At 60.5% G+C, this 22,171-nt stretch carries 22 protein-coding genes and 1 pseudogene; 11 read left to right on the top strand and 12 right to left on the bottom strand.

The window, feature by feature from the left end; genetic code table 11:
• Window positions 1-49: 49 nt before the first annotated feature.
• The 3 genes from ABUA09_RS02325 to ABUA09_RS02315 all read right to left on the bottom strand — a co-directional run bounded on the left by ABUA09_RS02325 (window position 50) and on the right by ABUA09_RS02315 (window position 2,392).
• Complete coding sequence (locus ABUA09_RS02325; RefSeq protein ID WP_033117600.1) at window positions 50-826, bottom strand: ParA family protein; 777 nt, start codon at window positions 824-826, stop codon at window positions 50-52.
• Between the two features lie 234 nt (window positions 827-1,060).
• Complete coding sequence (locus ABUA09_RS02320; protein ID WP_279204414.1) at window positions 1,061-1,861, bottom strand: ParB/RepB/Spo0J family partition protein; 801 nt, start codon at window positions 1,859-1,861, stop codon at window positions 1,061-1,063.
• 171 nt (window positions 1,862-2,032) lie between these two features.
• Window positions 2,033-2,392 carry a hypothetical protein gene (locus ABUA09_RS02315; RefSeq protein WP_033117598.1) on the bottom strand — a complete coding sequence of 120 codons (360 nt, stop codon included), beginning with the start codon at window positions 2,390-2,392 and terminating at the stop codon, window positions 2,033-2,035.
• 149 nt (window positions 2,393-2,541) lie between these two features.
• On the opposite strand from ABUA09_RS02315, the gene ABUA09_RS02310 reads away from it, so the two are divergent.
• On the top strand, window positions 2,542-2,856 hold the full coding sequence (locus ABUA09_RS02310; protein WP_033117597.1) for a helix-turn-helix domain-containing protein: 315 nt from the start codon (window positions 2,542-2,544) through the stop codon (window positions 2,854-2,856).
• Between the two features lie 88 nt (window positions 2,857-2,944).
• Here ABUA09_RS02310 and ABUA09_RS02305 read toward each other — a convergent pair whose 3' ends face one another.
• Together ABUA09_RS02305 and ABUA09_RS02300 are read right to left on the bottom strand one after the other, a co-directional pair.
• Window positions 2,945-3,802, bottom strand: coding sequence for a YitT family protein (locus ABUA09_RS02305; protein WP_033117596.1), 858 nt, complete (start codon window positions 3,800-3,802; stop codon window positions 2,945-2,947).
• A gap of 36 nt (window positions 3,803-3,838) precedes the next feature.
• Entirely contained in the window at window positions 3,839-5,521 is a 1,683-nt protein-coding gene (locus ABUA09_RS02300; protein WP_227152090.1) for an S-layer homology domain-containing protein, read from the bottom strand.
• A gap of 321 nt (window positions 5,522-5,842) precedes the next feature.
• Between ABUA09_RS02300 and ABUA09_RS02295 the strand changes: the two genes are divergently transcribed.
• From ABUA09_RS02295 to ABUA09_RS02265, 7 genes are all read left to right on the top strand, one after another.
• Window positions 5,843-6,415, top strand: a complete 573-nt coding sequence (locus ABUA09_RS02295; protein WP_058118671.1) for a xanthine phosphoribosyltransferase — start codon at window positions 5,843-5,845, stop codon at window positions 6,413-6,415.
• Window positions 6,416-6,629: 214 nt separating this feature from the next.
• Window positions 6,630-7,907, top strand: a complete 1,278-nt coding sequence (locus ABUA09_RS02290; protein ID WP_033117593.1) for a BMP family ABC transporter substrate-binding protein — start codon at window positions 6,630-6,632, stop codon at window positions 7,905-7,907.
• A gap of 160 nt (window positions 7,908-8,067) precedes the next feature.
• On the top strand, window positions 8,068-9,612 hold the full coding sequence (locus ABUA09_RS02285; protein WP_033117592.1) for an ATP-binding cassette domain-containing protein: 1,545 nt from the start codon (window positions 8,068-8,070) through the stop codon (window positions 9,610-9,612).
• A complete protein-coding gene (locus tag ABUA09_RS02280; RefSeq protein ID WP_033117591.1) occupies window positions 9,613-10,704 on the top strand; it encodes an ABC transporter permease in 1,092 nt (363 codons plus the stop codon).
• Complete coding sequence (locus ABUA09_RS02275; protein WP_033117590.1) at window positions 10,701-11,696, top strand: ABC transporter permease; 996 nt, start codon at window positions 10,701-10,703, stop codon at window positions 11,694-11,696. Before ABUA09_RS02280 ends, ABUA09_RS02275 begins: the two co-directional genes overlap by 4 nt.
• Before the next feature lie 269 nt (window positions 11,697-11,965).
• On the top strand, window positions 11,966-12,448 hold the full coding sequence (locus ABUA09_RS02270) for a MarR family winged helix-turn-helix transcriptional regulator (RefSeq protein WP_349949077.1): 483 nt from the start codon (window positions 11,966-11,968) through the stop codon (window positions 12,446-12,448).
• Entirely contained in the window at window positions 12,438-13,682 is a 1,245-nt protein-coding gene (locus ABUA09_RS02265; RefSeq protein WP_033117588.1) for an MFS transporter, read from the top strand. Before ABUA09_RS02270 ends, ABUA09_RS02265 begins: the two co-directional genes overlap by 11 nt.
• A gap of 326 nt (window positions 13,683-14,008) precedes the next feature.
• Here the strand turns inward: ABUA09_RS02265 and tadA are convergent, their stop codons facing one another.
• Window positions 14,009-14,482 (bottom strand): tRNA adenosine(34) deaminase TadA, encoded by a 474-nt coding sequence (tadA, locus tag ABUA09_RS02260; protein ID WP_116721620.1) that lies wholly within the window; start codon window positions 14,480-14,482, stop codon window positions 14,009-14,011.
• Between the two features lie 92 nt (window positions 14,483-14,574).
• On the opposite strand from tadA, the gene ABUA09_RS02255 reads away from it, so the two are divergent.
• A complete protein-coding gene (locus ABUA09_RS02255; RefSeq protein ID WP_208319379.1) occupies window positions 14,575-15,183 on the top strand; it encodes a manganese efflux pump MntP in 609 nt (202 codons plus the stop codon).
• Between the two features lie 27 nt (window positions 15,184-15,210).
• Window positions 15,211-15,507 carry a thioredoxin family protein gene (locus ABUA09_RS02250; protein WP_058118669.1) on the top strand — a complete coding sequence of 99 codons (297 nt, stop codon included), beginning with the start codon at window positions 15,211-15,213 and terminating at the stop codon, window positions 15,505-15,507.
• On the opposite strand, the gene ABUA09_RS02245 is transcribed toward ABUA09_RS02250, so the two are convergent.
• From ABUA09_RS02245 to ABUA09_RS02220, 6 genes are all read right to left on the bottom strand, one after another.
• Window positions 15,504-15,722, bottom strand: a complete 219-nt coding sequence (locus ABUA09_RS02245) for a helix-turn-helix domain-containing protein (protein ID WP_058118668.1) — start codon at window positions 15,720-15,722, stop codon at window positions 15,504-15,506. The genes ABUA09_RS02250 and ABUA09_RS02245 overlap by 4 nt on opposite strands.
• 331 nt (window positions 15,723-16,053) lie before the next feature.
• Window positions 16,054-16,611 carry a nucleotidyltransferase family protein gene (locus ABUA09_RS02240; protein WP_058118667.1) on the bottom strand — a complete coding sequence of 186 codons (558 nt, stop codon included), beginning with the start codon at window positions 16,609-16,611 and terminating at the stop codon, window positions 16,054-16,056.
• Window positions 16,612-16,621: 10 nt separating this feature from the next.
• The gene (hydA, locus tag ABUA09_RS02235; protein ID WP_058118666.1) at window positions 16,622-18,004 is read right to left on the bottom strand and encodes a dihydropyrimidinase; all 1,383 of its coding nucleotides are present in this window, start codon (window positions 18,002-18,004) and stop codon (window positions 16,622-16,624) included.
• Between the two features lie 159 nt (window positions 18,005-18,163).
• Window positions 18,164-18,517 carry a hypothetical protein gene (locus ABUA09_RS02230; protein WP_033117583.1) on the bottom strand — a complete coding sequence of 118 codons (354 nt, stop codon included), beginning with the start codon at window positions 18,515-18,517 and terminating at the stop codon, window positions 18,164-18,166.
• A gap of 26 nt (window positions 18,518-18,543) precedes the next feature.
• The gene (locus ABUA09_RS02225; RefSeq protein WP_349949057.1) at window positions 18,544-19,782 is read right to left on the bottom strand and encodes a threonine synthase; all 1,239 of its coding nucleotides are present in this window, start codon (window positions 19,780-19,782) and stop codon (window positions 18,544-18,546) included.
• An 11-nt stretch (window positions 19,783-19,793) separates the two neighbouring features.
• Window positions 19,794-21,269 (bottom strand): pyridoxal-phosphate dependent enzyme, encoded by a 1,476-nt coding sequence (locus ABUA09_RS02220; protein WP_195973596.1) that lies wholly within the window; start codon window positions 21,267-21,269, stop codon window positions 19,794-19,796.
• A gap of 363 nt (window positions 21,270-21,632) precedes the next feature.
• Here ABUA09_RS02220 and ABUA09_RS02215 point away from each other — a divergent pair.
• Window positions 21,633-22,171, top strand: a pseudogene (locus ABUA09_RS02215) (knotted carbamoyltransferase YgeW); the annotation flags it as partial.

Here is a 22,171-nt window from a genome sequence, read left to right as displayed (position 1 = left end):
GGTTTTGATAAAAGGAAGCTCGCTTGCGCCGCAGGAAAACAGGCGGAGCTCAGACTCTTGTCACTGCGTAGCCGTTCTTTTCCACCAGCTCTTCCGCCAGGGCGCGATAGGCTTCGGCGCCCCGGGAAAGGCCGTCGTAGGCAGTGACAGGCTTCCCGTGGCTGGGGGCTTCGGAGAGGCGGACGTTCCGGGGGATGACCGTGGCATAGACCTTACCGGGGAAATGACGTTTGACCTCCTCCGCCACCTGCATGGAAAGGTTGGTCCGTCCGTCAAACATGGTGAGGACCACCCCCTCCAGATCAATGTCCGGATTCAGGGACCGCTTTACGATGCGTATGGTAGAGAGAAGGTCGCTGAGGCCTTCCAGAGCGTAGTATTCGCATTGAACGGGAACCAGAATGGTGTCTGCGGCGCACAGTGCGTTGAGGGTGAGAAGTTCCAGAGAGGGGGGACAGTCCACAAAGATGTAGTCATATTCCTCATGGAAGGGAGCCAAAGCATCCTTGAGCAGATATTCCCGCCGGGACATACCGATCATCTCCACAGTGGCCCCGGCCAAAGCCTTGTTGGAGGGGATCACATCGGCCCAGACGGTGGGGACGATGGCTTTCCGGCAGTCGGCATCGTCGATCAGCACATCGTAGATGGAGGGGGAAGAGGCGGTCTTATCGACCCCAAATCCCGAAGTGGTATTGGCCTGTGGGTCAAAGTCGCAGACCAAGATGCGACGGTCCAGGGCCTTGAGTGCGGCGGCCAAGTTGACGCAAGTCGTGGTTTTGCCGACGCCGCCTTTCTGGTTGACGATTGCGATGGTTTTTCCCATGGGACACCTGCTCTCTTTCTTTCGGGAGGTTGGAAGTAATGCGGATTGAGGACCAAAGGCCGGAGCGGGCGAGCACCCCCTTGCAGGGGTGCCCGGTATTTCAACAGGTTCTATTATAATGCGTGCGCCGTGGTAATTCAACTAAATTTCCGTGTTTCACGTGAAACATTCCAAAAAGAAGCCGGCGGAATGTTTCACGTGAAACATTCCGCCGGGGGAGAAGAGGGGAGCCTGTCAAGAGCACTTTGGAATGCGGATGGTGAGAAGAATGGCATCTGCAGTCTCCTGCCGGCCACACTGAGCATCAATTCCGGCACCCTTCATCAGTGAGAGGCCACGGGTAACGGTATTGAGGAAAAATCGCACATCTTTAATCAGATAAGTGGGCTTCCGCTTTTGCGGCTTGGGAGAAAGAAGGCTTTCCACATAAGCCTCGGTTTTGGTCACCGTCAAGTGATTGGCGGCCACATGGCGAAGAGCGGAAAGCCTTGCCTCATCCCCCTCCAAGCGGAGCAGCGCCCGGGCGTGACGCTCAGTAAGGCCGCTCTCACGGAGCAGGTACAGCGCTTCCGGAGGAAGCTTCAAGAGCCGCAGCTTGTTGGCTACTGCCGATTGGGACTTCCCAATGCGCCGGGCCGCCTCCTCCTGGGAGAGGTGATAGGTGCGGATCAGCTTGTCCAGCGCAAAGGCCTCCTCCAGAAAGTCCAGATCCCGGCGCTGTAGATTTTCCACTAGGGCCAGAAGCGAGGAAGCCGTATCATCTACATCTACCGCGATACAGGGGACCTCCCTCAGCCCTGCCAACTTGGCGGCTCTGAGGCGCCGCTCTCCGGAAACCAATTCATATCCGCCCTCAACCCGCCGAACTGAGAGAGGCTGGAGAATCCCGTGCTCCTGAATACTGGCGGATAGCTCCTCCAGGCCCTCCTGAGAAAATTGAGTCCTGGGCTGATTGGGATTGGGCCGCAGGGAGTCCACCGACAGATAGAGCACCCTGCCAGACTCAAAGAGGCCTTTTTTGCGAAGAAACTGCATAGAGAGGACTCCCTTCTGCTTTGATAACCATATTTTACCATAGCTGTAAGAGAAAGAAGGGGAAAACCGTCGAGGGGGAAATTTTTTTATTTCCGGAGTATGGCAGGAGCAAACACACTTGCGTCCATAAGCAGGGCGCTTAGGGATTGTTTTGAATATTGGAACGATGCGCTAAAAGAGATGGGCACGGAAAGGCACCTCATGGAGCGTGCATAGCCCGCTGACCAGGGCCACCCGTTCCCGATGGTAGGGATCGGCATGGAGGGCCAGAATACAGACCTGAGCGGATCGACGGACCAGACAGCCGTAATAGGCGCGATCGGTGTCAAAGCGCTGCCAGAAAGAGCGGGGGATGGAGATGATACCGTGGCTCCAGGGGAGAGGGGAAAGGTCGAAGAGGGGGAGATCCGTCCAAAGAAGGGCGCCGTCCCGCCTCGCCTGTTCCATAGACTCCTTCGCATGGAAGAGAACGGTCTTTCGCAGGGCTTCGGGAAAATAGCCGCCGGACAGGAGAAGGAAACGCTCAATCATAAAACCACGCCATTCGCCGTTATTTGCTATTCAAAACTAATTATACGCAGAATTCGGCCATTATCAAGTAAATATTTTCTGATTTGGGCAGAATATAAAAATGAGGTGGAGAGGGAGAATACTCTTTTCCCGAAGTGGGGGTCATTGCAATGGAGGGTGAACGTCTGGCGGAGCTCCGAAAGGGCAGAAAGATCGGCCAGAAGGAATTTGCGGAATTGATGGGGATTTCAGTGAGTGCGCTGTCCAAATATGAGCGCAATGTCAATGAACCTGAGGACGCGTTGAAGAAAAAGTTCGCTGAATATTTCAACGTGTCAATGGACTATCTCATGGGGCTGACCAGAGAAGAGGTGCCCATCCGGCACACGGAGAGCGGATTTCTCTATTTTGACAACCTGCCCGAGGCGGCCCGAACGGAGCTGTGCTCTTTTCTGGAATATCTGCGCAAACGCTACCGCCTGTAGGACGGTGTCCAGCCGTAAAGCGCAAAGTCGGCCCAGAGCGGGGCCTCATTTAGGAGGTCCCCGCTCTGGGCCGACTTTGCATTACGGGTCAGGCCCTGAGAAAGCCTTTTCCAAAAATCTCGCTGGAATTGGTGACGATCATAAAAGCCTGGGGATCCTGTGCCTTCAGATGGCGGCGGAGGAGGACGGCCTGACTCCGGGAGAGGACCGTGAGCACGATATGGTGTTCCTGATGGGTGTAGGCCCCCTCGGCATCCCAGAGGGTGGCGCCCCGGACCAGATTGTCGGTGATATAGCTGCAGGCGATCTCGGGATGAGCGGTGACGATGATAAAGGCCTTTCGGCGGTTCAGGGATTCGATCACATTGTCGACCAGCACCGATTTGAGGACCAGGCCCAACAGTGAGCACAGGCCGGCCGTGATACCAAAGACAAAGAGGGCCGAGGCGGCGATGAGAACATCCGAGTAGAGCAGAGCCCGCCCCACATCCACGCCGGTATACTTCTTGAGGATCATGGCCGCAATGTCCGTACCGCCGGTGGAGGAGCCCAGGTTGAAGAGGATGGCCGAGCCCAGAGCCGGCAGGATAACGGCAAAAAAGAGCTCCAGCATCAGCTCGTCGGTGAGGGGACGCTCCATGGGATAGATCCACTCAAGGACCTGGACCAGACCGGAGTAGAGAAGTGAGCAGTACACCGTACGGACCCCAAAGCCCTTGTCCAGCACCACAAAGCCCAAAGCGAGAAAGATGATGTTGATTAGGGTGTTAAAGGTGGAGGGGGTGAGCCAGGGAGCGGAAAAAAGCTCACCCAGCAAAATAGAGAGACCGGAGACGCCGCCCATGGAAAAGTGGTTGGGAAACTTAAAGAAATAGACGCCGATGGATACCAGAGACGTGCCGAGGGAGAGAAGCAGAAATTCCTGAAGGGTCTTCTTTGTGAGCATGGGCGCATCATCTCCTGATCAATGGGCGCAGCAGCTTCACCGCTGGGCCAAAATGGCGGACCAGACGTCATAATTAGGGACGTCGGAGTAGGCAGGAATATTTCCCAAGCGCCACACCGACACCCCTGTGATGCCGAACATCCGGGCCAGGGTCAGCTTGTCCGCCACACTTCGGGCATCCTCGTACCAGAGAAGAATGCGGCTGCCGTCCTCAGTGGTATAGAGGGCCGCAGGATTGCGGGTGTGGTCATCGTAAGTCACCACCGTGTCGGACTGGAGCAGGCGCTTGGCAATGGTATTCTGGGCGGGATGGTAGATGGTGGAGGAGAGGAGGTTCCCGTTCTCATCCACCTGAAAACCCGCCGTGCCGAAGGAGATCTGGAGGGCGATTTTGCTCTTGTCCTGCACACCGGTCTCCGCGTCAGTGATGGCCTGCAGGGCCCGGTAGACGTCGGGGAAGGGGGTGACTGGGGAGGAGGTATCCTCCGTGGTCCCCATGGGCTTGCCGATCTGATAGCTGGGTACGCTGGTCCACTGATAGTCATGGACCATGTAGATGACCTTGTCGCACACCTCGCCAAGGGCCCTGAAATCATAGCCCTTGTACCAGTCGTTGGGGGGAACGCAGACAAAGAGGGTCTTGCCGGAGGGAAGCGCGGCCCGCAGTTCGGTCATGAAGGAGACAAAGTCGGCCTTTAAGAGATCGGTCCGCAGTCCTTCAAAGTCGATGGTGATGCCCGCATAGTCCGAAGCCGCGGCGGTCAAGGCGGCCACGGCCTGCGCCCTGACCGACGGGTCGGGGAGAATGGTCTCCAGTACACTGGTCCTGGAGCCGTCGGGAAGGGCGACGTCCTGTGTGGTGTCTGCATAGACGTTGAGCGTATAGGGCGTGCCGTTTCCCTGGAAATAAGAGGTGGCGGTGGAAGCATCCTGCGGCTTGACCCAGTCGTTTCCCCCCGAGCTGGTGGAGTTGAGCCAGGGGCCGGCGTCGGCGTCATAGCTCATTCGGGCCCAGCCCACCGACACCACGTCCATCTCGTCGGTAAAGGAGATTTGGGAATACGAGGAGAAGGCGTAAAAGCCATTGAGCCAGTCGATGGTTGAGCAGTAGCGCTCGTAGACACGGGAAAGCATGGCGGCGGCCTGTCCACGGGTGGCGAAGGCATCTGGCTGGAAGAGAAGCTGGCCGTCCACCTCCACGCCGGTGGTCATACCGATGGCGGCGGAGAGGGCGATGTGACCGGGGTGGGAGGTCACATCGGGGAAGGGGACGCCCAGGGAGGCGATGTCGCCGGCCAGGGATTCATACCCCAGCGCCCGCACCAGCATGACCGCCATATCCTCCCGCGTGATGTAGGCCATAGGCTGAAAGAGCGTCTCCTCGCCGGTAACGCCGTGGGCACGGGCTGTCTCGGCGGCCGCGTAATACCAGTCGCCGGGCCGGACATCGGAGAAGGAGGGAGAGGCCGGCAATACGTCCTCCCAGGAGAACATGCGCTGAAGGATGGTGACGAAAGAGGCGCGGTTCAGGGTCTCCTCCGGACGAAAGGTCCCGTCTTCCAGCCCCTGGATCAGCCCGTATCCCGAAGCCTTTTGAATGTCGGCATAGGCCCAGTGTTCCGTGGACACGTCGGGAAACTCCACTGCCTGGGCCGAAGCGGTGAGCCCACTGAGCAGGGCAGCGCAGACCAGGAGCGCGGAGATGCGTTTGATAAACATGGATTTCCTCCTCCAGGCTGCCGCCGGGGACCGGCGAAGCAGCGGCAGAGATCCGCGCCCTCCTGAGGCCGGTGGAAGCGGACCGTAAAACAATTGATTCGACAGACCCTATTTTAGCAGGTCGGAGGCGGTTATACAACGGTTATTTCCAGGAAGGAAAGAGGTGGATGGACGGCTGGACATGCCGTCGCTTTCGTCAAAAGCGTGTGGAATACATTGGGTTTTTTGTTACATTTGCTTCATTGAACGCTGGTAGATTTTACTGTAGAATAAGGTTATCTTACTTTTGCTTTTGAGTATACTTACAGAGGAGCGGCTGCAATGAAGCTTTTGGAGGATCGGATCCGGAAGGACGGAAAGATTAAGGGCGGCGACGTCCTCAAGGTGGACAGTTTTCTGAACCATCAGATGGACGTGGACCTCTTCAATGAGATCGGCAAGGAGTTTCAGCGGCTGTACGGGGACTGCGGAGTCACCAAGATTTTGACCATCGAGGCATCGGGGATCGGGATCGCGTGTGTGACTGCGCAGTTTTTTCATTGCCCGGTGATCTTCGCCAAAAAAAATAAGACAAAGAATATCGCGGGGGATGTCTATACCTCTCAGGTGGAGTCCTTTACCCACGGCAAGGTGTATGATATCATTGTGGCCAAGGAGTTTCTGCTTCCCACCGATCGGGTCCTGCTCATTGACGATTTCCTGGCCAACGGCTCGGCGCTGCAGGGACTCATCAATCTGGTCCGGGATGCGGGCGCCACCTTGGTTGGGGCGGGCATCTGCGTGGAAAAGGCGTTTCAGCCCGGCGGAGATCTGATCCGCAGCATGGGCGTCCGGGTGGAATCTCTGGCGCGGGTCAAGTCCATGAGCGAGGAGAACGGGATCACGTTCTGCTGACGCGCCTGGTTGCATACCAAATTTCGCGGGGCCCGCGCGCCCCGCATGCTGCCGCAGCCAGAGAGAGCGCCGCTCTCCTGGGATGAGCGGATGGAGCCCTTCGGCTGCCCGCTGGCGGTATACGACATTTTCTTGGATATCCCGGCTGTGGCAGCCGTTTTTCATTTTGACGGATCCGGATATCGACCAACTATTTTGAGGAGGAATGAAAAGAATGAAGAAACGTATTCTTGCCCTGTTCCTGGCAGGCGCCATGACGCTGAGCCTCGCCGCATGCTCCGGCGGCTCCGGCAGCTCCACCCCGGCCCCCGCCGACACCACCGCCCCCGCGGATACTTCCGCGCCCGCCGACACCACTGAGCCGGCCAAGACCGTGAAGGTGGGCCTCATCTGCATCGGCGACGAGAACGACCAGGGCTATACCTACAACTTTGTCCGCGGCAAGGAGGCCGCCACCGAGGCGTTGGCCGCCAAAGGCATCGAGGTGGAGTGGGTCGTCAAGTGGAACATCGGCGAGGACTCCGGCTGTGAGGACGCCAATATCGAGCTGGCCGAGGAGGGCTGCGACCTCATCATCAACAACTCCTACGGCTTTGAGCCTTACATGCTGAAGGTGGCTCCCGATTATCCCGAGGTGGAGTTCATCTCCTGCACCAACCAGGGCTCCTGGAACGACGGGCTGGAGAACACCCACAACGCCTTCGCCAACATCTACGAGGGCCGTTATCTGGCCGGCGTGGTGGCCGGCATGAAGATGCAGGAGATGATCGACAACGGCGACATCACCCCCGAGCAGGCCGTGATCGGCTATGTGGGCGCCTATTCCTTCGCGGAAGTGATCTCCGGCTTCACCGCCTACTATCTGGGCGCCAAGAGCATGTGCCCCAGCACTACCATGAAGGTCCAGTTCGTGGGCTCCTGGTCCAACGCCACGGAGGAGGGGAACGCCGCCGCCGCGCTGTGCGACCTGGGCTGCATCATGATCTCCCAGCACTCCGACAACACCTCTCCCGCCACCACCGCCCAGTCCAAGGGCGCTTTCAGCTGCGGTTACAACAACGACATGATCTCCGTGGCCCCCGAAGCCTCACTCATCTCCACCCGCATCGACTGGTCCGTTTACTTTGAGTACGCCATCGAGGCCGTTGCCAACGGCGAGAGCTTTGACCAGGACTGGTGCCACGGCATGGATATGGGAGCCGTGGTCATGACCGATCTCAACGAGGCCATTGCCGCCGAGGGCACCGCCGAGAAGCTGGCCGAGGTGGAAAAGGCCATCCATGACGGGACCCTCCAGGTGTTCGACACCTCCACCTTCACCATTGACGGCGCTGAGCTGACCCAGGCCTTTGCGCTGGATACCGACGGCGACTTCACGCCCGACTCCGAGGAGGCCGTGTTTGACGGCGCGTTCCACGAGTCCTACTTCCAGTCCGCTCCCTACTTCGCCCTGACCATTGACGGCATCGAGTGGCTGAACTCTGCATTCTGATGCGCGTATCACCAAGAGGGGGCTGCGACGGCAGCCCCCTTTTGCTCTTGTGAAGGGCGCCCGCCCGCACCCGGATCGGCGCGCCGAATTTCCCAGCGCAAGTCTGGCGCCCAGGAGCCAAAGCCGAAGGGATTTCGCTCCTGCCGCATGAAAAGGAAGGATGACAGCCTTGGAAACTGTCCATGCAATCGAACTCCGGCACATCACCAAGCGCTTCGGCAAGGTGGTGGCCAACGACGACATCGACCTGGCCCTGGACCGCGGTGAGATACTTTCCCTGCTGGGAGAGAACGGCAGCGGAAAGACCACCCTGATGAACATGCTCTCGGGCATCTACTTTCCCGACGAGGGGGAGATCCTGGTGGAGGGCAGGCCGGTGGCTATCCGTTCCCCCAAGGACGCCTTCGACCACGGGATCGGGATGATCCATCAGCATTTCAAGCTGATCGATGTCTTTACCGCCGCGGAGAACATCGTTCTGGGCCTTCACGACGGCAGCAGGCTGGACCGCAGGGAGATCGCGGCGAAGGTGAAGGAGATCAGCGACCGGTATGGCTTCGGAATCGATCCCAACAAGAAGGTCTACGATATGTCGGTCTCCGAGAAGCAGACGGTGGAGATTGTCAAGGTGCTCTACCGGGGCGCCGACATCCTGATTTTGGATGAGCCTACAGCGGTGCTCACGCCCCAGGAGACGGACCGGCTCTTCGATATTCTCCGCGCCATGCGTGCAGACGGCAAGGCCATCGTTATCATTACCCATAAGCTCCACGAGGTCATGGCCCTCTCGGACAAGGTGGCGGTGCTGCGCAAGGGGAAATACATCGGCACGGTGAACACCGCCGAGACCAACCCCCAGGCGCTGACCGATATGATGGTGGGACACGCCGTCACCCTGAACATTGACCGCCCTGAGCCTGTGAACCCGGAGCCCCGTCTGGAGATCCAGGGGCTCACCTGCCTGGATGCCGAAGGCGTGAAGAAGCTGGACGATGTGAGCTTTACCGCCCGGAGCGGCGAGATCCTGGGTGTGGCCGGTATCGCCGGCTCGGGACAGAAGGAGTTGCTGGAGGCCATCGCCGGCCTTTACCCCATTACCAAGGGGTCGATCCGGTATACGCCGGAGGGGAAGGAGACCTTCGATCTGGTGGGGAGGACTCCCATGCAGATCAAGCAGGCCGGCGTATCTCTGGCCTTCGTGCCCGAGGACCGGCTGGGTATGGGCCTGGTGGGCGGCATGGGAATGACGGGCAACATGATGCTCCGCTCCTGGCGGAAGGGGAAGGGCGCCTTCGTCAACCGGAAGGACCCCAATGAGCTGGCCCTAAAGGTGAAGGAGAGCCTGGAGGTGGTGACGCCCAGCGTGGAGTTCCCCGTCCGGCGGCTCTCCGGCGGCAACGTCCAGAAGGTGCTGGTGGGTCGGGAGATCGCCTCCTCGCCCACGGTGCTGATGAGCGCCTATGCCGTCCGGGGTCTGGACATCAACACCTCATATACCATCTATAATCTGATGACCGAGCAGAAGAAAAAGGGAGTGGCCGTTCTTTTCGTGGGGGAGGACCTGGACGTCCTGCTGGAGCTGTGCGACCGGATCCTGGTCCTCTGCGGCGGCAGGGTGAGCGGCGTGGTGGACGCCCGTACCGCCACCAAGGAAGAGGTCGGCCTGCTTATGACCCGGGTGGGCGGCGGAAGGGAGGAAGCGTAGATGCACGAACAGAACACGCCCCTGATCCGTCTGGCCAAACGGGACGACATGCCCCGGTGGCAGGTCTGGTGCATCCGCGGCGGCTCCTTTGTGGCGGCCATTCTGCTGGGTGCGCTGATTTTCCTCATTATGGGCCATAGTCCTGTGTCGGCCTATGGCACCATCCTCTCCGGCTCCCTGGGCAAAAAGACGGCCGTCTGGCAGACGGTAAAAATCGCCATCCCCTTGCTGGGCACCGCCCTTGCCATCGCGCCCTGCTTCAAGATGCGGTTTTGGAATATCGGGGCCGAGGGGCAGATCACCGCGGGGGCTGTGGCGGCCAGCTACTTTGCCCTCTTCTGGTACGACAAGCTGCCCTCTCCGGTGCTGCTGGCGGTCATGGCGGCGTCCGGCGCGCTGTTCGGCGGCCTGTGGGCCCTGATCCCCGCCTTTTTCAAGGCCAGATGGGGTACCAACGAGACCCTCTTCACTCTGATGATGAACTATATCATCATCGGTGTGGTCAAATGGCTCCAGGGCGGCCCCTGGGAGGGGCGCCCCGGGTCCCAGATCATCCCGCAGTTCGACTCCGCCGCCGTATTGCCCAAGGTCCTCGGGGTCCACTGCGGCTGGATCATCGTGCTGGCGCTGACCGTGCTCATGTATATCTACATGAAATATACCAAGCAGGGCTATGAGATCGCCGTCATCGGAGAGAGTGAGAACACCGCGCGCTATGCGGGCATGAACGTGGGGCGGATCATCATGCGCACCATGTTCCTCTCCGGGGCCATCAGCGGTCTGGTGGGCTTTATCGTGTGCTCCGGCGCCAACAACACCCTTTACGACGGCGTGGCGGCCGGAGTGGGCTTTACCGCCATCACCGTGGCGTGGCTGGCCCAGCTCAATCCCTTTGCCATGATCGGGATATCCGGGCTGCTGGCCGTGCTGGAGAAGGGGGCGGACACCCTGCAGACCCGCATGACGGTCCCTGCCTCCATCTCCGACATCATCACCGGCATCTTCCTCTTCTGCATGCTGGGCTGTGAATTTTTCATCAACTATCAGATGATCTTCCGGGGAAAGCATAGGGAGGAGGTGTCCGGCGCATGAACATCAATCAGAGCTTTCTGGTTCTCCTCATCAGCGCCGCAGTGCTCAACGGCACGCCGCTGCTCTTCGGCACGGTGGGAGAGATCCTGTCGGAGAAGTCCGGCAACCTGAACCTGGGCGTGGAGGGCATGATGTATATGGGAGGCGCCATGGGCCTAGGCGGTGCCTTCTATTACGAGATGATGACCGGCGGAAACACAAACGGTCTGGTGGCCGTGCTCATCGCCATCCTGTTCGCCTTCTTGGGGGGCGCGTTCGGGGCCCTCATCTACAGCTTCATCACCATCACGCTCCGGGCCAACCAGAATGTCACGGGTCTGGCCTTGGCCATCTTTGGCACCGGCGCGGGGCAGTTCATCGGCGAGTATATGCGCGTGACCTCCGGCGGTTATGTGGCCATCAGCAACGAGCTCAAGGCGGTCTTTCAGGGCTCGCCTTTTCCCGCGGCACTCCAGAGCATTCCCGTGGCGGGCCCGCTGCTGTTCAGCTACAACATCTTCGTCTACCTGGGCGTGGCCATTGCGGTGGCCATGGCGTTCTTCTTCAACAAGAGCCGCCCCGGCCTCCATCTGCGGGCGGTGGGGGAGAGTCCCGCCACCGCAGACGCTGCCGGAATCAACGTCACAAAGTACAAGTACCTGTCCACTGTGATCGGCGGTGGGATTTCGGCCATCGGCGGCATGGTCTATATTACGACCATCGCAGGCTGCGTCTGGAACCATGAGGGCCTCTCCGGCGAGGGCTGGCTGGCGGTGGCGCTGGTCATCTTCTGCCTGTGGCGGCCCGTCAACGCCATCTGGGGCTCGGTGCTCTTCGGCGCTCTGATGATCCTCTACCTAAGGCTCCAGCTCCCCTTCATCCCCGACCAGCTCTATAAGATCCTGCCCTATGTGGTAACGGTGATCGTCCTGATCTTCACCAGCATGCGCAACAGCAAGGATAAACAGCCCCCGGCCAGCCTGGGCCTGCCCTTCTTCCGCGAGGAGCGATGACTGCGGCCGTGGTCTGTCAAAAAAATGCCCGCAGGCGCGCTTCACAGAATCCCGGCGTCCACATACGACGGAAGAAACACAAGATTCGCCGTTTTCGGGGACATACGCCTCGGAGATGACACTTCTCATGACGGACAGGGTGACCTTTTCGACAGCCTAAGGCCGCCGCCCGGTATTTCGGGCGGCGGCCGTCTTTGTGGGAAGCATTGACAAAGGAAACAAGTTGTAGTATCATCTATCAGGTTGATACTACAACTTGTTTGGGAGAGATGACAGTGGACATCACACAGCGGAGAATGACGAAGATCGCGCGGGAGGCCGCCAAGTTCACCACCCGTACGCTGCGGGCCGACGGGGTGGGGACGGCGGAGTTCGACCTCATCCATGTGGTGCGCCATGCCCCTGGCATCACGCAGGCGGAGGCCTGCAAGCGACTGGGCGTGGACAAGGGAGCCGTGGCCCGGCAGGCGGCCAACCTGGAGAGCAAAGGCTATCTGATCCGGGCGCGCAACCCCAAGGACGGCCGGAGCCAGCTCCTCTATGCCACGGAGAAAGCCGAGCGGCTGAAGAACTCAAAGACCCAGGTGGAGACGCTCTTTTACGAGTGGCTGCTGGAGCCTCTGGGAAAGAAGGAGCGCAGGGAGTTCGTCCGGGTCCTGGAGCTCCTGTATCAGCGGTCCAAGGCGGAGAGCCGGGCGGGCTTTCCCAATGTAGCGGAGCGGATAAAGGGAGAGGATCGAAATGAGGAATGAAAAAAAGAAGCGGAGGCTGTCCCAGGCCATGCTGTTTATCCTGCTCTTCGGTGTGGTGAGTCTGTTCTCCGACATGACACATGAGGGAGCCTCCAGCATACGGGGGGCCTACCTTACGTTGCTGGGGGCCTCTTCGGCCGCCATCGGTTTTGTCTCCGGGCTGGGGGAGCTCATCGGCTATTCCATGCGCTATGTGTTCGGAAAGCTCACGGACAGGACGCGCCAATACTGGACCATGACCATCTTGGGCTATGTACTGGATGTGCTGGCCGTCCCGGCGCTGGCCCTGGTGGGAGAACACGGCTGGCTCTGGGCCTGCGCTCTGCTGGTGGTTCAGCGCATGGGCAAGGCCATCAAGAAGCCTGCGAAGGACACCATCATGTCCTTTGCCGCCACCCAGGAGGGCACGGGCAAGAGCTTTGGCCTCCAGGAGCTGCTGGATCAGATCGGGGCCTTCCTGGGGCCGGTGCTGCTCTATCTGGTGATGCTTTTCCAGACGGAGGGGAGCACCTTTCAGATCTACTCGGCTTGCTTTGCCGTGTTGGCAGTCCCCGGAGCGATCACCATTGTGCTGCTGCTGGTGACCAAGCACAAATTCCCCAATCCGGAGCAGTTTGAGCCGGAGCCCAAGGAATACGTGCCCTTTCGGATGAAAAAGGAGTTCGTGCTGTATATCGCCGGGATCAGCCTCTTCGCCTTCGGTTTTATCGACTACTCCATCATCCTCATGCATGTCTCACGGCTGTATACGCCCCTGGCCTCGGGCCTTGCCGAGACCTCCGCACTGGTGAACAGCGGCACCCTGCCCCTGCTGTACGCCGGAGCCATGCTGGTGGATGCGGCCGCCGCCCTGGTGTTCGGTCACATGTACGATAAAAAAGGAGTCAGGGCCCTGGTTTGGTCCACCCTGCTCTCCGCCCCCTTCGCCCTGTTTGTATTCGCCTTTGACTCTATTCCCGCACTGCTTCTGGGCATCGCCCTCTGGGGAGTGGGGATGGGGGCCCAGGAGTCCATTCTGAAGGCCGCCGTGAGCAGCATGGTGCCCAAGAGCAGTCGGGCCACGGGTTATGGTATTTTCGAGTGCTCCTTCGGCGTGTTCTGGTTCCTGGGGAGCTGGCTCCTGGGCGCGCTGTACGATGTGAGCATTCCGGCGATGGTAGCTGTCTCCATGGCCGCGCAGTTGGCCGCGATCCCCCTTTATCTCTGCTCGGCCAGGGAGAGGGAGACCCCCTGAGCATAGCAAAAGCCGGACGCCTGCTCCTGACGTCCGGCTCTCACCAAAGGAAAGAGGATACAATGAAATGAAAAGAAACTGTCTCTTGCAAGTATTATAATACCCGGGAGTTGTTAAGAATCAAATCTGGAGTTGTTACAAAAAGATTAAATCTTTGCAGAAAGCAGTAAAATCTGTGTAATTTGCGTTTGGACAGAAAAAAGCGGCGGATATTCCGCCGCTTTTTTCCGGATTTGGAGGATAGAATGAAAAGAAGTATCGTCTCTTGCTGAGGATATCCTATCAGGGCTTTGTTAAAAAAGAAGACCGGAGTTGTTACAAATGTTTTAAATCAGCGTGGATATCCCGCCTTTTTTGCGCAAGGTGTGGAAAAATTCCTGGAGCAGCGCGGCGCATTCCTCCCGGAGGACGCCGCCGTAGAGCCGGGGCTTGTGGTTGAAGTCCTCCATAAAGAGGTTGAGGACGGAGCCGCAGGCCCCGGCCTTTTCATCCCGTGCGCCGTAGCAGACGCTTTTGAGCCGGGCGTTGATGATGGCCCCGGCGCACATGGGGCAGGGCTCCAGGGTCACATAGAGGGTGCAGCCGTGCAGGTTCCAGCCGCCCCGGCGCCGGCAGGCGCTGCGAATGGCCTCCACCTCGGCGTGGGCCAGGGCGTCCCCTTCGGCTTCCCTGCGGTTCCAGCCCTCGCCGATGATCGCCCCATCCGCATCCGCGACGACGCAGCCCACGGGCACGTCCCCGGTGCTGAGGGCGCGGCGGGCCAGGACGAGGGCGCGGCGCATATAATCTTCTGAAGTCACGGCGGAGCCTCCTTCTCGGGATTGTCGATGCTATCTTAGCCGGTTTTCCTCCAAAAGGCAAGGGTCCGGCATAAATTCAGGTGGAAAAGCATATGTTCCTGTGCTATAACAGTATTGACGAGGGCGGTGATCGGGTGCCTGTGACGATTCTCCTCATCGCGGTGAGCTTGGCGATGGATGCCTTTGCCGTGTCCGTATCCTGCGGCATCTCCGTGCCCGGATTTGGGGTCCGGCAGGCGGCACGGGTGGGACTCTGGTTCGGGCTCTTTCAGTTTCTCATGCCCCTGGCGGGGTGGGCTCTGGGCACCGGCGTCAGCGGCTGCATCCGGGCGGTGGACCACTGGGTGGCATTCGCACTCCTGGCCTTCATCGGCGGACGGATGGTGGCCGGGGCCCTGGAGCAGAGCTGTGGAGGAGAGGGGGGCCGGGCCCCGTCGGAGCTCACTCGGCGGCGGCTGTGCCTGCTGGCTGTGGCCACTAGCATCGATGCCCTGGCCGTGGGCGTCTCTATGGCGTTTCTCCAGCATGTGAATATCCTGTGGGCGGCCTTGGTCATCGGCGGTGTGGCATTTGCCTTCTCCCTGGCGGGCGGGCTGCTGGGGCGGCGGTTGGGCTGCCTCTTTCAGAAGCGGGCGGAGCTGGCCGGCGGACTGGTGCTCATCGGGATAGGATTCAAGATTTTGGGGGAACATCTCGGATAGCCTGAAGAAAGGCAAGGAGGTAGAAGGATGAAGGACGTGATCTTGTTCAAGCTGACCTATTGTCCCCACTGCAAGCTGGCCCTGCGGCTTCAGGAGGAGCTCTTTCAGGCGCACCCCGAATGGCGTGACATCCCGCTGCAGATGATCGACGAGGCGGAGGAGCCGGAGCTGGCCAATTCGTATGATTACTATTATGTCCCGACCTACTACGTGGGCGGGGAAAAGGTCCATGAGGGCCACGCCGAGCGGGAGGACATCGAGCGGGTCTTTTGCCTGGCAGCCGAAGAGCCGGCGGCCGCATCTGTAAACGGCGGACAGCATTAGCTGTCCGCCGTCTTTTTGTCGGAGAGACCGCACAGGTAGTCCAGAGTGACATGATGGTAGACAGCAATTTTGATTGCAACAGAGAGGGGGATGTCCCGCTCTCCGCTCTCATAGCGGGCATAGGTCGTCTTGTATAACCCCAATGCGGCGGCCATCTTGGCCTGCGAGTAGTCTAAATCCTCCCGTAAGTCCCGCATGCGTGGATAGAGTGCCATAAATCATCCCTCCTGTTGTTGATACTATACACCATTTGGTGTATAGATAATATGTTTAGATAAACACCAAACGGTGTCTGAGGGGATCTTATGTACAAACATGAGATCGTTGCAGGCGAGGTTTGCGGGATATGTGTGCATTATTACCAGCACTATATTTTCCGGCATGGGAAATACAGCGCCATCTGGTACGGGCACTGCCGCTGTCCGCGCCCCAAAAGGCGGACGCCAGAACCAACCTGCTCCTCTTGGGAGCCGGCAAAAAATTTCGAGACGAAAGCGCCCCGCAGCGGTTGACCGCTGCGGGGCGCCGTATCTGATACGGAGCGGCCTACAGTTCCTCAGGGTAGTCCACATCGGAGAGCTCGCGGGGAGACCCCGCCTCGGTGAGGCGGAGAAGTTCCGCGTGGCGCCGGATGACCGCGCTGCCCCCGGCATCTCCGGTGAGGGCCATCAGCTCTGGAAAGAGAGCCTTGGGGAAGAGGACCGGATTGCCCCGCCGGCCCTGCCAAGAGAGGGCATGAATGAAATCGGGCGATTCCAGAAAGGAATTTATCAAGTTTTCAATACTTTTTGTTGTCAAATTTGGCTGATCGCAGACCGAAAACAGGACTCCGTCCATATTCCGCAGGGCGGCGAGGCCCAGCCGGATACCCGCCGCCACCCCCTCCCAGGGGTGGCAATTGAGGAGGGGAAGGTAGCCCAGCTTTCCCGCCTGGGCCAATATCTCGCCATACTGGCTGGTGACCACCGCCTTTGTAAAGAGGGCGGGGGGCAGGGCGGCAAAGGCCCGGCGATAGAGGGGAACTCCGTCCAAAAGGGCCAGCAGCTTGTTGGAGCCGAAGCGGCGGCCGTAGCCGGAGCAGAGGAGGACGCAACCGATCTCCATGGTCCCGCCCTCACCGCCAGAAACCGCTGGGCCCCCGAGAGACATAGCGGCCCCGGCGCTCCAGCAGCACCCGGCCGCCCTCCACCGCCACCTCGCCCCCCAGGAGGACGGTGTCCACCCGCCCGCGGAGCGCCATTCCCTCATAAGGGGTGTAATCCACATTCTGATATTGGGTCTCAGCGGTAATACGGCCTGTATCATTTGGATCAAAAATAACAAGATCAGCATCGCTCCCCACGGCCAGGACCCCCTTTTGGGGATACATCCCGAAGAGACGGGCCGGATTTTCCGCAAGCAGCCGGGCCATATCCACGGCGGTAATGCGCCCCGCCGCCACCCCGTAGGTGTACATCAGGCTGGGACGGTGCTCCACGCCGGGGATGCCGTTGGGGATCTTGGAGAAGTCCTCTCGTCCCAGCTCTTTGGCGCCGTGGAAGCGGAAGGAGCAGTGGTCGGTGCCTATGGTGTCGATCTCTCCCGCCTCCAGGGCGTCCCACAGGGCGGCGCAGTTTTCCTGCGCGCGCAGGGGAGGAGAGAGCACGAACTTGGCGCTCTCAAAGCCGGGCAGACGGTAGCTCCGCTCGTCCAGCAGCAGATACTGGGGACAGGTCTCCACATACAGCCGCTGTCCCCTGGTCCGTGCGGCCCGCACGGCCTCCAGCCCCCGGAGGGTGGACAGGTGGACAATGTTTACCGGGCAGCCCGCCAGCTCGGCGATGGTCAGCCAGCGGCCCACCGCCTCGGCCTCCACCGCAGGCGGGCGGGACAGGGGATGGGCGGCCGGACTCAGATTTCCGGCCGCCTGCTGAGCACGGATGCCCTCGGTCACCAGGTCGCCGTTTTCACAGTGGCAGCCCACCACGCCGCCCTCTGCCCCCACGGCCTTCACCACCTCATAGGCGGCGGCGTCGGAGAGGCGGAGGTTGTCGTAGGCCAGATAGACCTTGTAAGAGGTGACTCCAGCGGCGGTCATCTCCCGCAGTTCGCTGCGGATGGAGGGGGACCAGTCCTTGACAGTCATGTGAAAGCCGTAGTTGCAGCAGGCCGCGCCGTCCGCCCGGCCATGCCATGTCTCCAACGCAGAGGCCAGAGTGGCGCCGCGCTCCGGCTCGGCGAAGTCCAGCACCGTGGTGGTGCCTCCGGCCAGCGCCGCCCGGGTGCCGGTGTACCAGTCGTCAGCGGTCTCGTTGGGAAAGCCCTTGTTCATCTCAAAGTGGGTGTGGGTGTCGATAAAGCCGGGAAAGACCAGCCGTTCCTGGGCGTCGATGACACGGGAAGCGCCAGGGGCGAGGCCGGGCCCCAGCTCTGCAATCCTGCCGCCTGCCACCCGCAGGTCGGCCTGGATAGGGCCCGTGGGGAGGACGAGGATGCCGTTTTGGATCAGAATGGACATCAGGAGACACCTCTTTTCAAATGCGGCGGAATTTGCCAAAAGACACTGCAAAGCGATATTATTTTAAAAGTGGACAGAGATGCGGAAAGAAAAACGGGCCCCATTCTGACCCTGCCGCGTCAAAATGAAGCCCGCGCGCTGCGGCGCGGGGCCGCCGGGTCAGCGAAAGAGCACCCAGAGGGCCACGGGGACCGCCAGCTTGAGGAGGGAGGAGGCGACCAGCATCAGGGTAAAATACCGCATGGCGGTTCCGTGATCTCCCGTGTTCTGCTCCCAAAGGGCGATGGTGTTTTGAAAATTCTGCGCTTTTTTGTGCTGGCCGGAGAGGACGTCGCTGAGCATGTGGATGAGGGAATACACTCCCAGGGCCAGCCAGGCCATGAACACAACGGTGCGGGTCAGGCTGCCGCCGCTGCCGCTGATAAACAGGGCAAAGGTGAGAGCCAGGTTGGCCACGGTGATGATGCGGTAGACGATGACGCCGGTCGTGACGGCCTTGGAAGTCTGATCCATAGGGGGTATCCTCACTTTTCCTTATTTTAGGGGGCGATGCGGCGCTGGGCGAAGGCGGAGAGCAGGGCGTCCATATCCGGCGGGACCAGCATAGGCTCGCCCGAGGCCCGGATGCCGCTCTGCACGTCCTTGAGACCGTTGCCGGTGACCACGCTAACCACAGTGGAATCCGGATCGATAAGGCCGAGCTCCAGGGCCTTTTTTATGCCGGCGGTGCCGGTGACACCGGCGGGCTCGCCAAAGATCCCCTGGGTGCGGCCCAGCAGGCGCATGGCATCCAGGATCTCCTCGTCGGAGACAGTGACGGCCAGTCCCCGGGACTCCCGGATGGCGGCGAGGGCCTTGTCCGCGTTGCGGGGGACGCCTACGGCGATGGAGTCGGCCAAGGTGTTCTCCTCCATGGGGCGCCAGGGCTCTCCCGTCTGAATGGCCCGGTTCAAGGGACAACAGCCCTCCGCCTGAACAGAGATCAGGCGGGGTAGCCGGTCGATAAACCCGGCGGCGCAGAGGTCCTTGAGTCCTTTCCAGGCTCCGGCGATGGTGCAGCCGTCCCCCACGGAGAGGGCGATATAGTCCGGGACCTGCCAGTGGAGCTGTTCCATGATCTCCAGGGTGACGGTCTTTTTTCCCTCGGAGAGGTAGGGGTTGATGGCGGCGTTCCGGTTGTACCAGCCCCAGCGGTCGATGGCCTCCTTAGAGAGGGCAAAGGTGTCCTCATAGGAGCCGTCCACCGTGATGACGGCGGCGCCGAAGATCATAAGCTGGGCCACCTTTCCCTTGGGGGCCCGGGCGGGCACGAAGATGTAGGTGCGGAAGCCTGCGGCGGCCGCGTTCCCGGCCAGAGAGGAGGCGGCGTTGCCGGTGGAGGAGCAGGCGATGGTATCCGCCCCCGCCTCCCTGGCCTTGACCACCGCCATGGCGGAGGCACGGTCCTTCAGGGAGGAGGTGGGATTCTGGCCGTCATCCTTGAGGTAGAGGGTCCTCAGCCCAAGCGTGCGGGCCAGCCTGTCGGCCCGGTAAAGGGGGGACCAGCCCACCCGCAGGGGCGTGGGCGGCGAGCCGTCCTCCACCGGAAGGAAGGGACGGTAGCGCCACATGGAATAATCCCGGCATCCGTCCAGGTCTGCGGGGGAAAAGTCGGCCCGGATGGCCTCGTAATCGTACTCGATGTCCAGGATGCCGCCGCAGCGGCAGGTGGTGAGGGCGGGGACGGCCTCGTAGATGGCGCCGCAGCGGACACAGCGGGCGTGACGGACATATTTCATATCGCCGCCCTCTACAGGCTCTTCAGCACGCCGGTGGCCTCGTTGAAGGCTTCTATGAGTCCGTCCAGCTCGTCCGCCTGGGCGTGGACGCCCTTCCAGGTCTTTTCCTCATCATACCACAGGTCGTTCAGTTCGTCCACCGTCCGGCCTTGCTGCTCCACCCAGGTGTAGTACTTGAGGTTGTGGACCCGCTTGCGGCCCTGGTAGGTGAGCTCCTCCATGGAGTCGGTGCGCAGCCCCAGCATGTGGAGCTGGTGGTCCACGGCTGCTGCCGCGGCGTCGTAGGGACCGTACTGCGCAGAGAGCTCCTGGATGCGGGAGCCGTACATGGCGGCCGAGTCGGTGAGGACGGTGCACACCACGTCCCGGCCGGTCAACTCGTAATATTTGGCCATTTTGATGCAGCACAGAACGTTGGCGATGCCGGAGATGCCCAGCCAGGAGAGCCGGGAGAGCGTTTCTTCGTCCACACCGGCCTCCATCCTGAGGTAGCGGAGCCCGGCCGGATCGCTGAAAAGGCGCAGGAGGCGTTGGGAATCCTCATCGTCGATGGCGATGACCATGTCGGTGTTTTTCACGTTGTGGATCCAGGGGATATGCTTGTCTCCAATGCCCTCGATGCGGTGGCCACCGAAGCCGTTGTTGAGGATCGTGGGGCACTGGAGGGCCTCTCCCACCGCCAGACGCATGGCGGGATATTGCTCCTTGAGGTAGTCGCCGCAGCCGATGGTGCCCGCCGACCCGGAGGTAAAGCAGGCCCCGGCCATCCGGTCCCCGGGGCGCTTGACATGCTCAAAGACGGTGGCGATGGCGTCGCCGGTGACCTGATAGTGCCACAGGTGGTTGCCCATCTCCTCGAACTGGTTGAAGACCATCATGTGGGGCTGGCGTTTGAGCTCGTTGGCCTTGTCGAAGATCTCCTTCACGTTGGACTCGCAGCCGGGGGTTGCGATGACCTGACCGGCGATGGAGCGCAGCCAGTCGAAACGCTCCCGGCTCATGCCCTCGGGGAGGATGGCAACCGAGTCCACCGCCAGCAGCTTGGAATTGAAGGCGCCGCCCCGGCAGTAGTTGCCGGTGGACGGCCAGACGGCGTGATCTGTGGTGGCGTCGAACTGACCTGTGACCAGACGGGGTACCAGACAGCCGTAGGAGGCTCCCACCTTATGGCAGCCGGTGGGAAACCACTTTCCCACCAGGCACACGATGCGGGCGGGGACGCCGGTGAGAGAGGGGGGCAGCTCGATGTAATTGGGCACGTCCTGATAGAGCCCGCCGGTCTCCTTGGCCTCGTTTTTCCAGGTGATGCGGAAGAGATTGAGGGGATCCACGTCCCAAAGCCCCACAGCCTTCAGCCGATCCCGGATGACGCCCGGAATGGTCTCGGGGTGCTTCATTTGCCGATAGGTGGGGATAACGACGCGGTTTTCGCGGGCCTTGCGGATGTTGTGGGCCAAGTTCTCATGGTGGATGGTCAGGTCGATCATGGAAAAACCTCCTTTATCAATAGACCATTTTTAAGGTGAGAAGGTGAGGCGGCGCAAACAAGGGCTCGGCCTCTTTGGGACGTGGGCCAGGCAGCCCGGATATCCGTCCGCGGGCGGCGCGACCGCGCCCGACAGGCCCAGGAGAGCAGGGGAGGCAATGGCCCCCAACCTGCGCCCGGATATCTTGCCGTCATTTTATTGGTATCTCCATCATAGCACATGAGAGACAGAAATCAAGTCGAGAATCAAAAAACAGTTTGGACGGCTAAGAATTTGTAAGATGCATTGACAGGAGGCCGCCGGGTGGCTATGATGGGTGGTAAGAGAAGAGGCGGAAGGCCGATTACGTCAGGAGGAAAGACCATGAGCCAGTTTCAGGAGATTTTGAAGGAATTGGGGACCCTGGATGTCTCCAGGCTATACAAAAACGACTTTTTCCTCACTTGGGACAAGACGGACCAGGAGATCGCCGGGGTGTTTGCCGTGGCGGACGCGCTGCGGGATCTGCGGGAGCGGAACATTTCCGCGAGGATCTTTGATTCCGGCCTGGGCATCTCCCTCTTCCGGGACAACTCCACCCGGACCCGCTTCTCCTTCGCCAGCGCCTGCAACCTGCTGGGCCTGGAGGTCCAGGACCTGGACGAGGGCAAGAGCCAGATCGCCCACGGCGAGACCGTGCGGGAGACCGCCAATATGATCTCCTTCATGGCCGATGTCATCGGTATCCGGGACGATATGTACATCGGAAAGGGTCACACCTATATGCAGTCCGTGGCCGACGCGGTGGCCGAGGGCTACCGGGACGGGGTGCTGGAGCAGCGGCCTACCCTGGTGAATCTCCAGTGCGATATCGACCACCCCACCCAGTGCATGGCCGATATGCTTCATATCATTCACGAGTT

This window comes from Intestinimonas sp. RTP31139st1_F5_RTP31139_211217 (assembly GCF_040226735.1).
GTDB lineage: Bacteria > Bacillota > Clostridia > Oscillospirales > Oscillospiraceae > Intestinimonas > Intestinimonas butyriciproducens.
The sequence above is the reverse complement of the archived record's forward strand: the minus strand, read 5'-3'. Positions and strand labels throughout refer to the sequence as shown.

Excerpts from the sequence above, each read along its gene's own strand:
- ABUA09_RS02225 (WP_349949057.1), bottom strand. The coding sequence starts at position 19,782 with ATGAAATATGTCCGTCACGCCCGCTGTGTCCGCTGCGGCGCCATCTAC.
- ABUA09_RS02300 (WP_227152090.1), bottom strand. The coding sequence starts at position 5,521 with ATGTTTATCAAACGCATCTCCGCGCTCCTGGTCTGCGCTGCCCTGCTC.
- ABUA09_RS02320 (WP_279204414.1), bottom strand. The coding sequence starts at position 1,861 with ATGCAGTTTCTTCGCAAAAAAGGCCTCTTTGAGTCTGGCAGGGTGCTC.
- hydA (WP_058118666.1), bottom strand. The coding sequence starts at position 18,004 with ATGTCCATTCTGATCCAAAACGGCATCCTCGTCCTCCCCACGGGCCCT.
- ABUA09_RS02220 (WP_195973596.1), bottom strand. The coding sequence starts at position 21,269 with ATGATCGACCTGACCATCCACCATGAGAACTTGGCCCACAACATCCGC.
- ABUA09_RS02305 (WP_033117596.1), bottom strand. The coding sequence starts at position 3,802 with ATGCTCACAAAGAAGACCCTTCAGGAATTTCTGCTTCTCTCCCTCGGC.
- ABUA09_RS02245 (WP_058118668.1), bottom strand. The coding sequence starts at position 15,722 with ATGGCACTCTATCCACGCATGCGGGACTTACGGGAGGATTTAGACTAC.
- ABUA09_RS02315 (WP_033117598.1), bottom strand. The coding sequence starts at position 2,392 with ATGATTGAGCGTTTCCTTCTCCTGTCCGGCGGCTATTTTCCCGAAGCC.
- ABUA09_RS02275 (WP_033117590.1), top strand. The coding sequence starts at position 10,701 with ATGAACATCAATCAGAGCTTTCTGGTTCTCCTCATCAGCGCCGCAGTG.
- ABUA09_RS02265 (WP_033117588.1), top strand. The coding sequence starts at position 12,438 with ATGAGGAATGAAAAAAAGAAGCGGAGGCTGTCCCAGGCCATGCTGTTT.
- ABUA09_RS02325 (WP_033117600.1), bottom strand. The coding sequence starts at position 826 with ATGGGAAAAACCATCGCAATCGTCAACCAGAAAGGCGGCGTCGGCAAA.
- ABUA09_RS02310 (WP_033117597.1), top strand. The coding sequence starts at position 2,542 with ATGGAGGGTGAACGTCTGGCGGAGCTCCGAAAGGGCAGAAAGATCGGC.
- ABUA09_RS02290 (WP_033117593.1), top strand. The coding sequence starts at position 6,630 with ATGAAGAAACGTATTCTTGCCCTGTTCCTGGCAGGCGCCATGACGCTG.
- ABUA09_RS02270 (WP_349949077.1), top strand. The coding sequence starts at position 11,966 with ATGACAGTGGACATCACACAGCGGAGAATGACGAAGATCGCGCGGGAG.
- ABUA09_RS02285 (WP_033117592.1), top strand. The coding sequence starts at position 8,068 with ATGACAGCCTTGGAAACTGTCCATGCAATCGAACTCCGGCACATCACC.
- ABUA09_RS02240 (WP_058118667.1), bottom strand. The coding sequence starts at position 16,611 with ATGGAGATCGGTTGCGTCCTCCTCTGCTCCGGCTACGGCCGCCGCTTC.
- ABUA09_RS02280 (WP_033117591.1), top strand. The coding sequence starts at position 9,613 with ATGCACGAACAGAACACGCCCCTGATCCGTCTGGCCAAACGGGACGAC.
- ABUA09_RS02295 (WP_058118671.1), top strand. The coding sequence starts at position 5,843 with ATGAAGCTTTTGGAGGATCGGATCCGGAAGGACGGAAAGATTAAGGGC.
- ABUA09_RS02230 (WP_033117583.1), bottom strand. The coding sequence starts at position 18,517 with ATGGATCAGACTTCCAAGGCCGTCACGACCGGCGTCATCGTCTACCGC.
- ABUA09_RS02255 (WP_208319379.1), top strand. The coding sequence starts at position 14,575 with ATGTTCCTGTGCTATAACAGTATTGACGAGGGCGGTGATCGGGTGCCT.
- ABUA09_RS02250 (WP_058118669.1), top strand. The coding sequence starts at position 15,211 with ATGAAGGACGTGATCTTGTTCAAGCTGACCTATTGTCCCCACTGCAAG.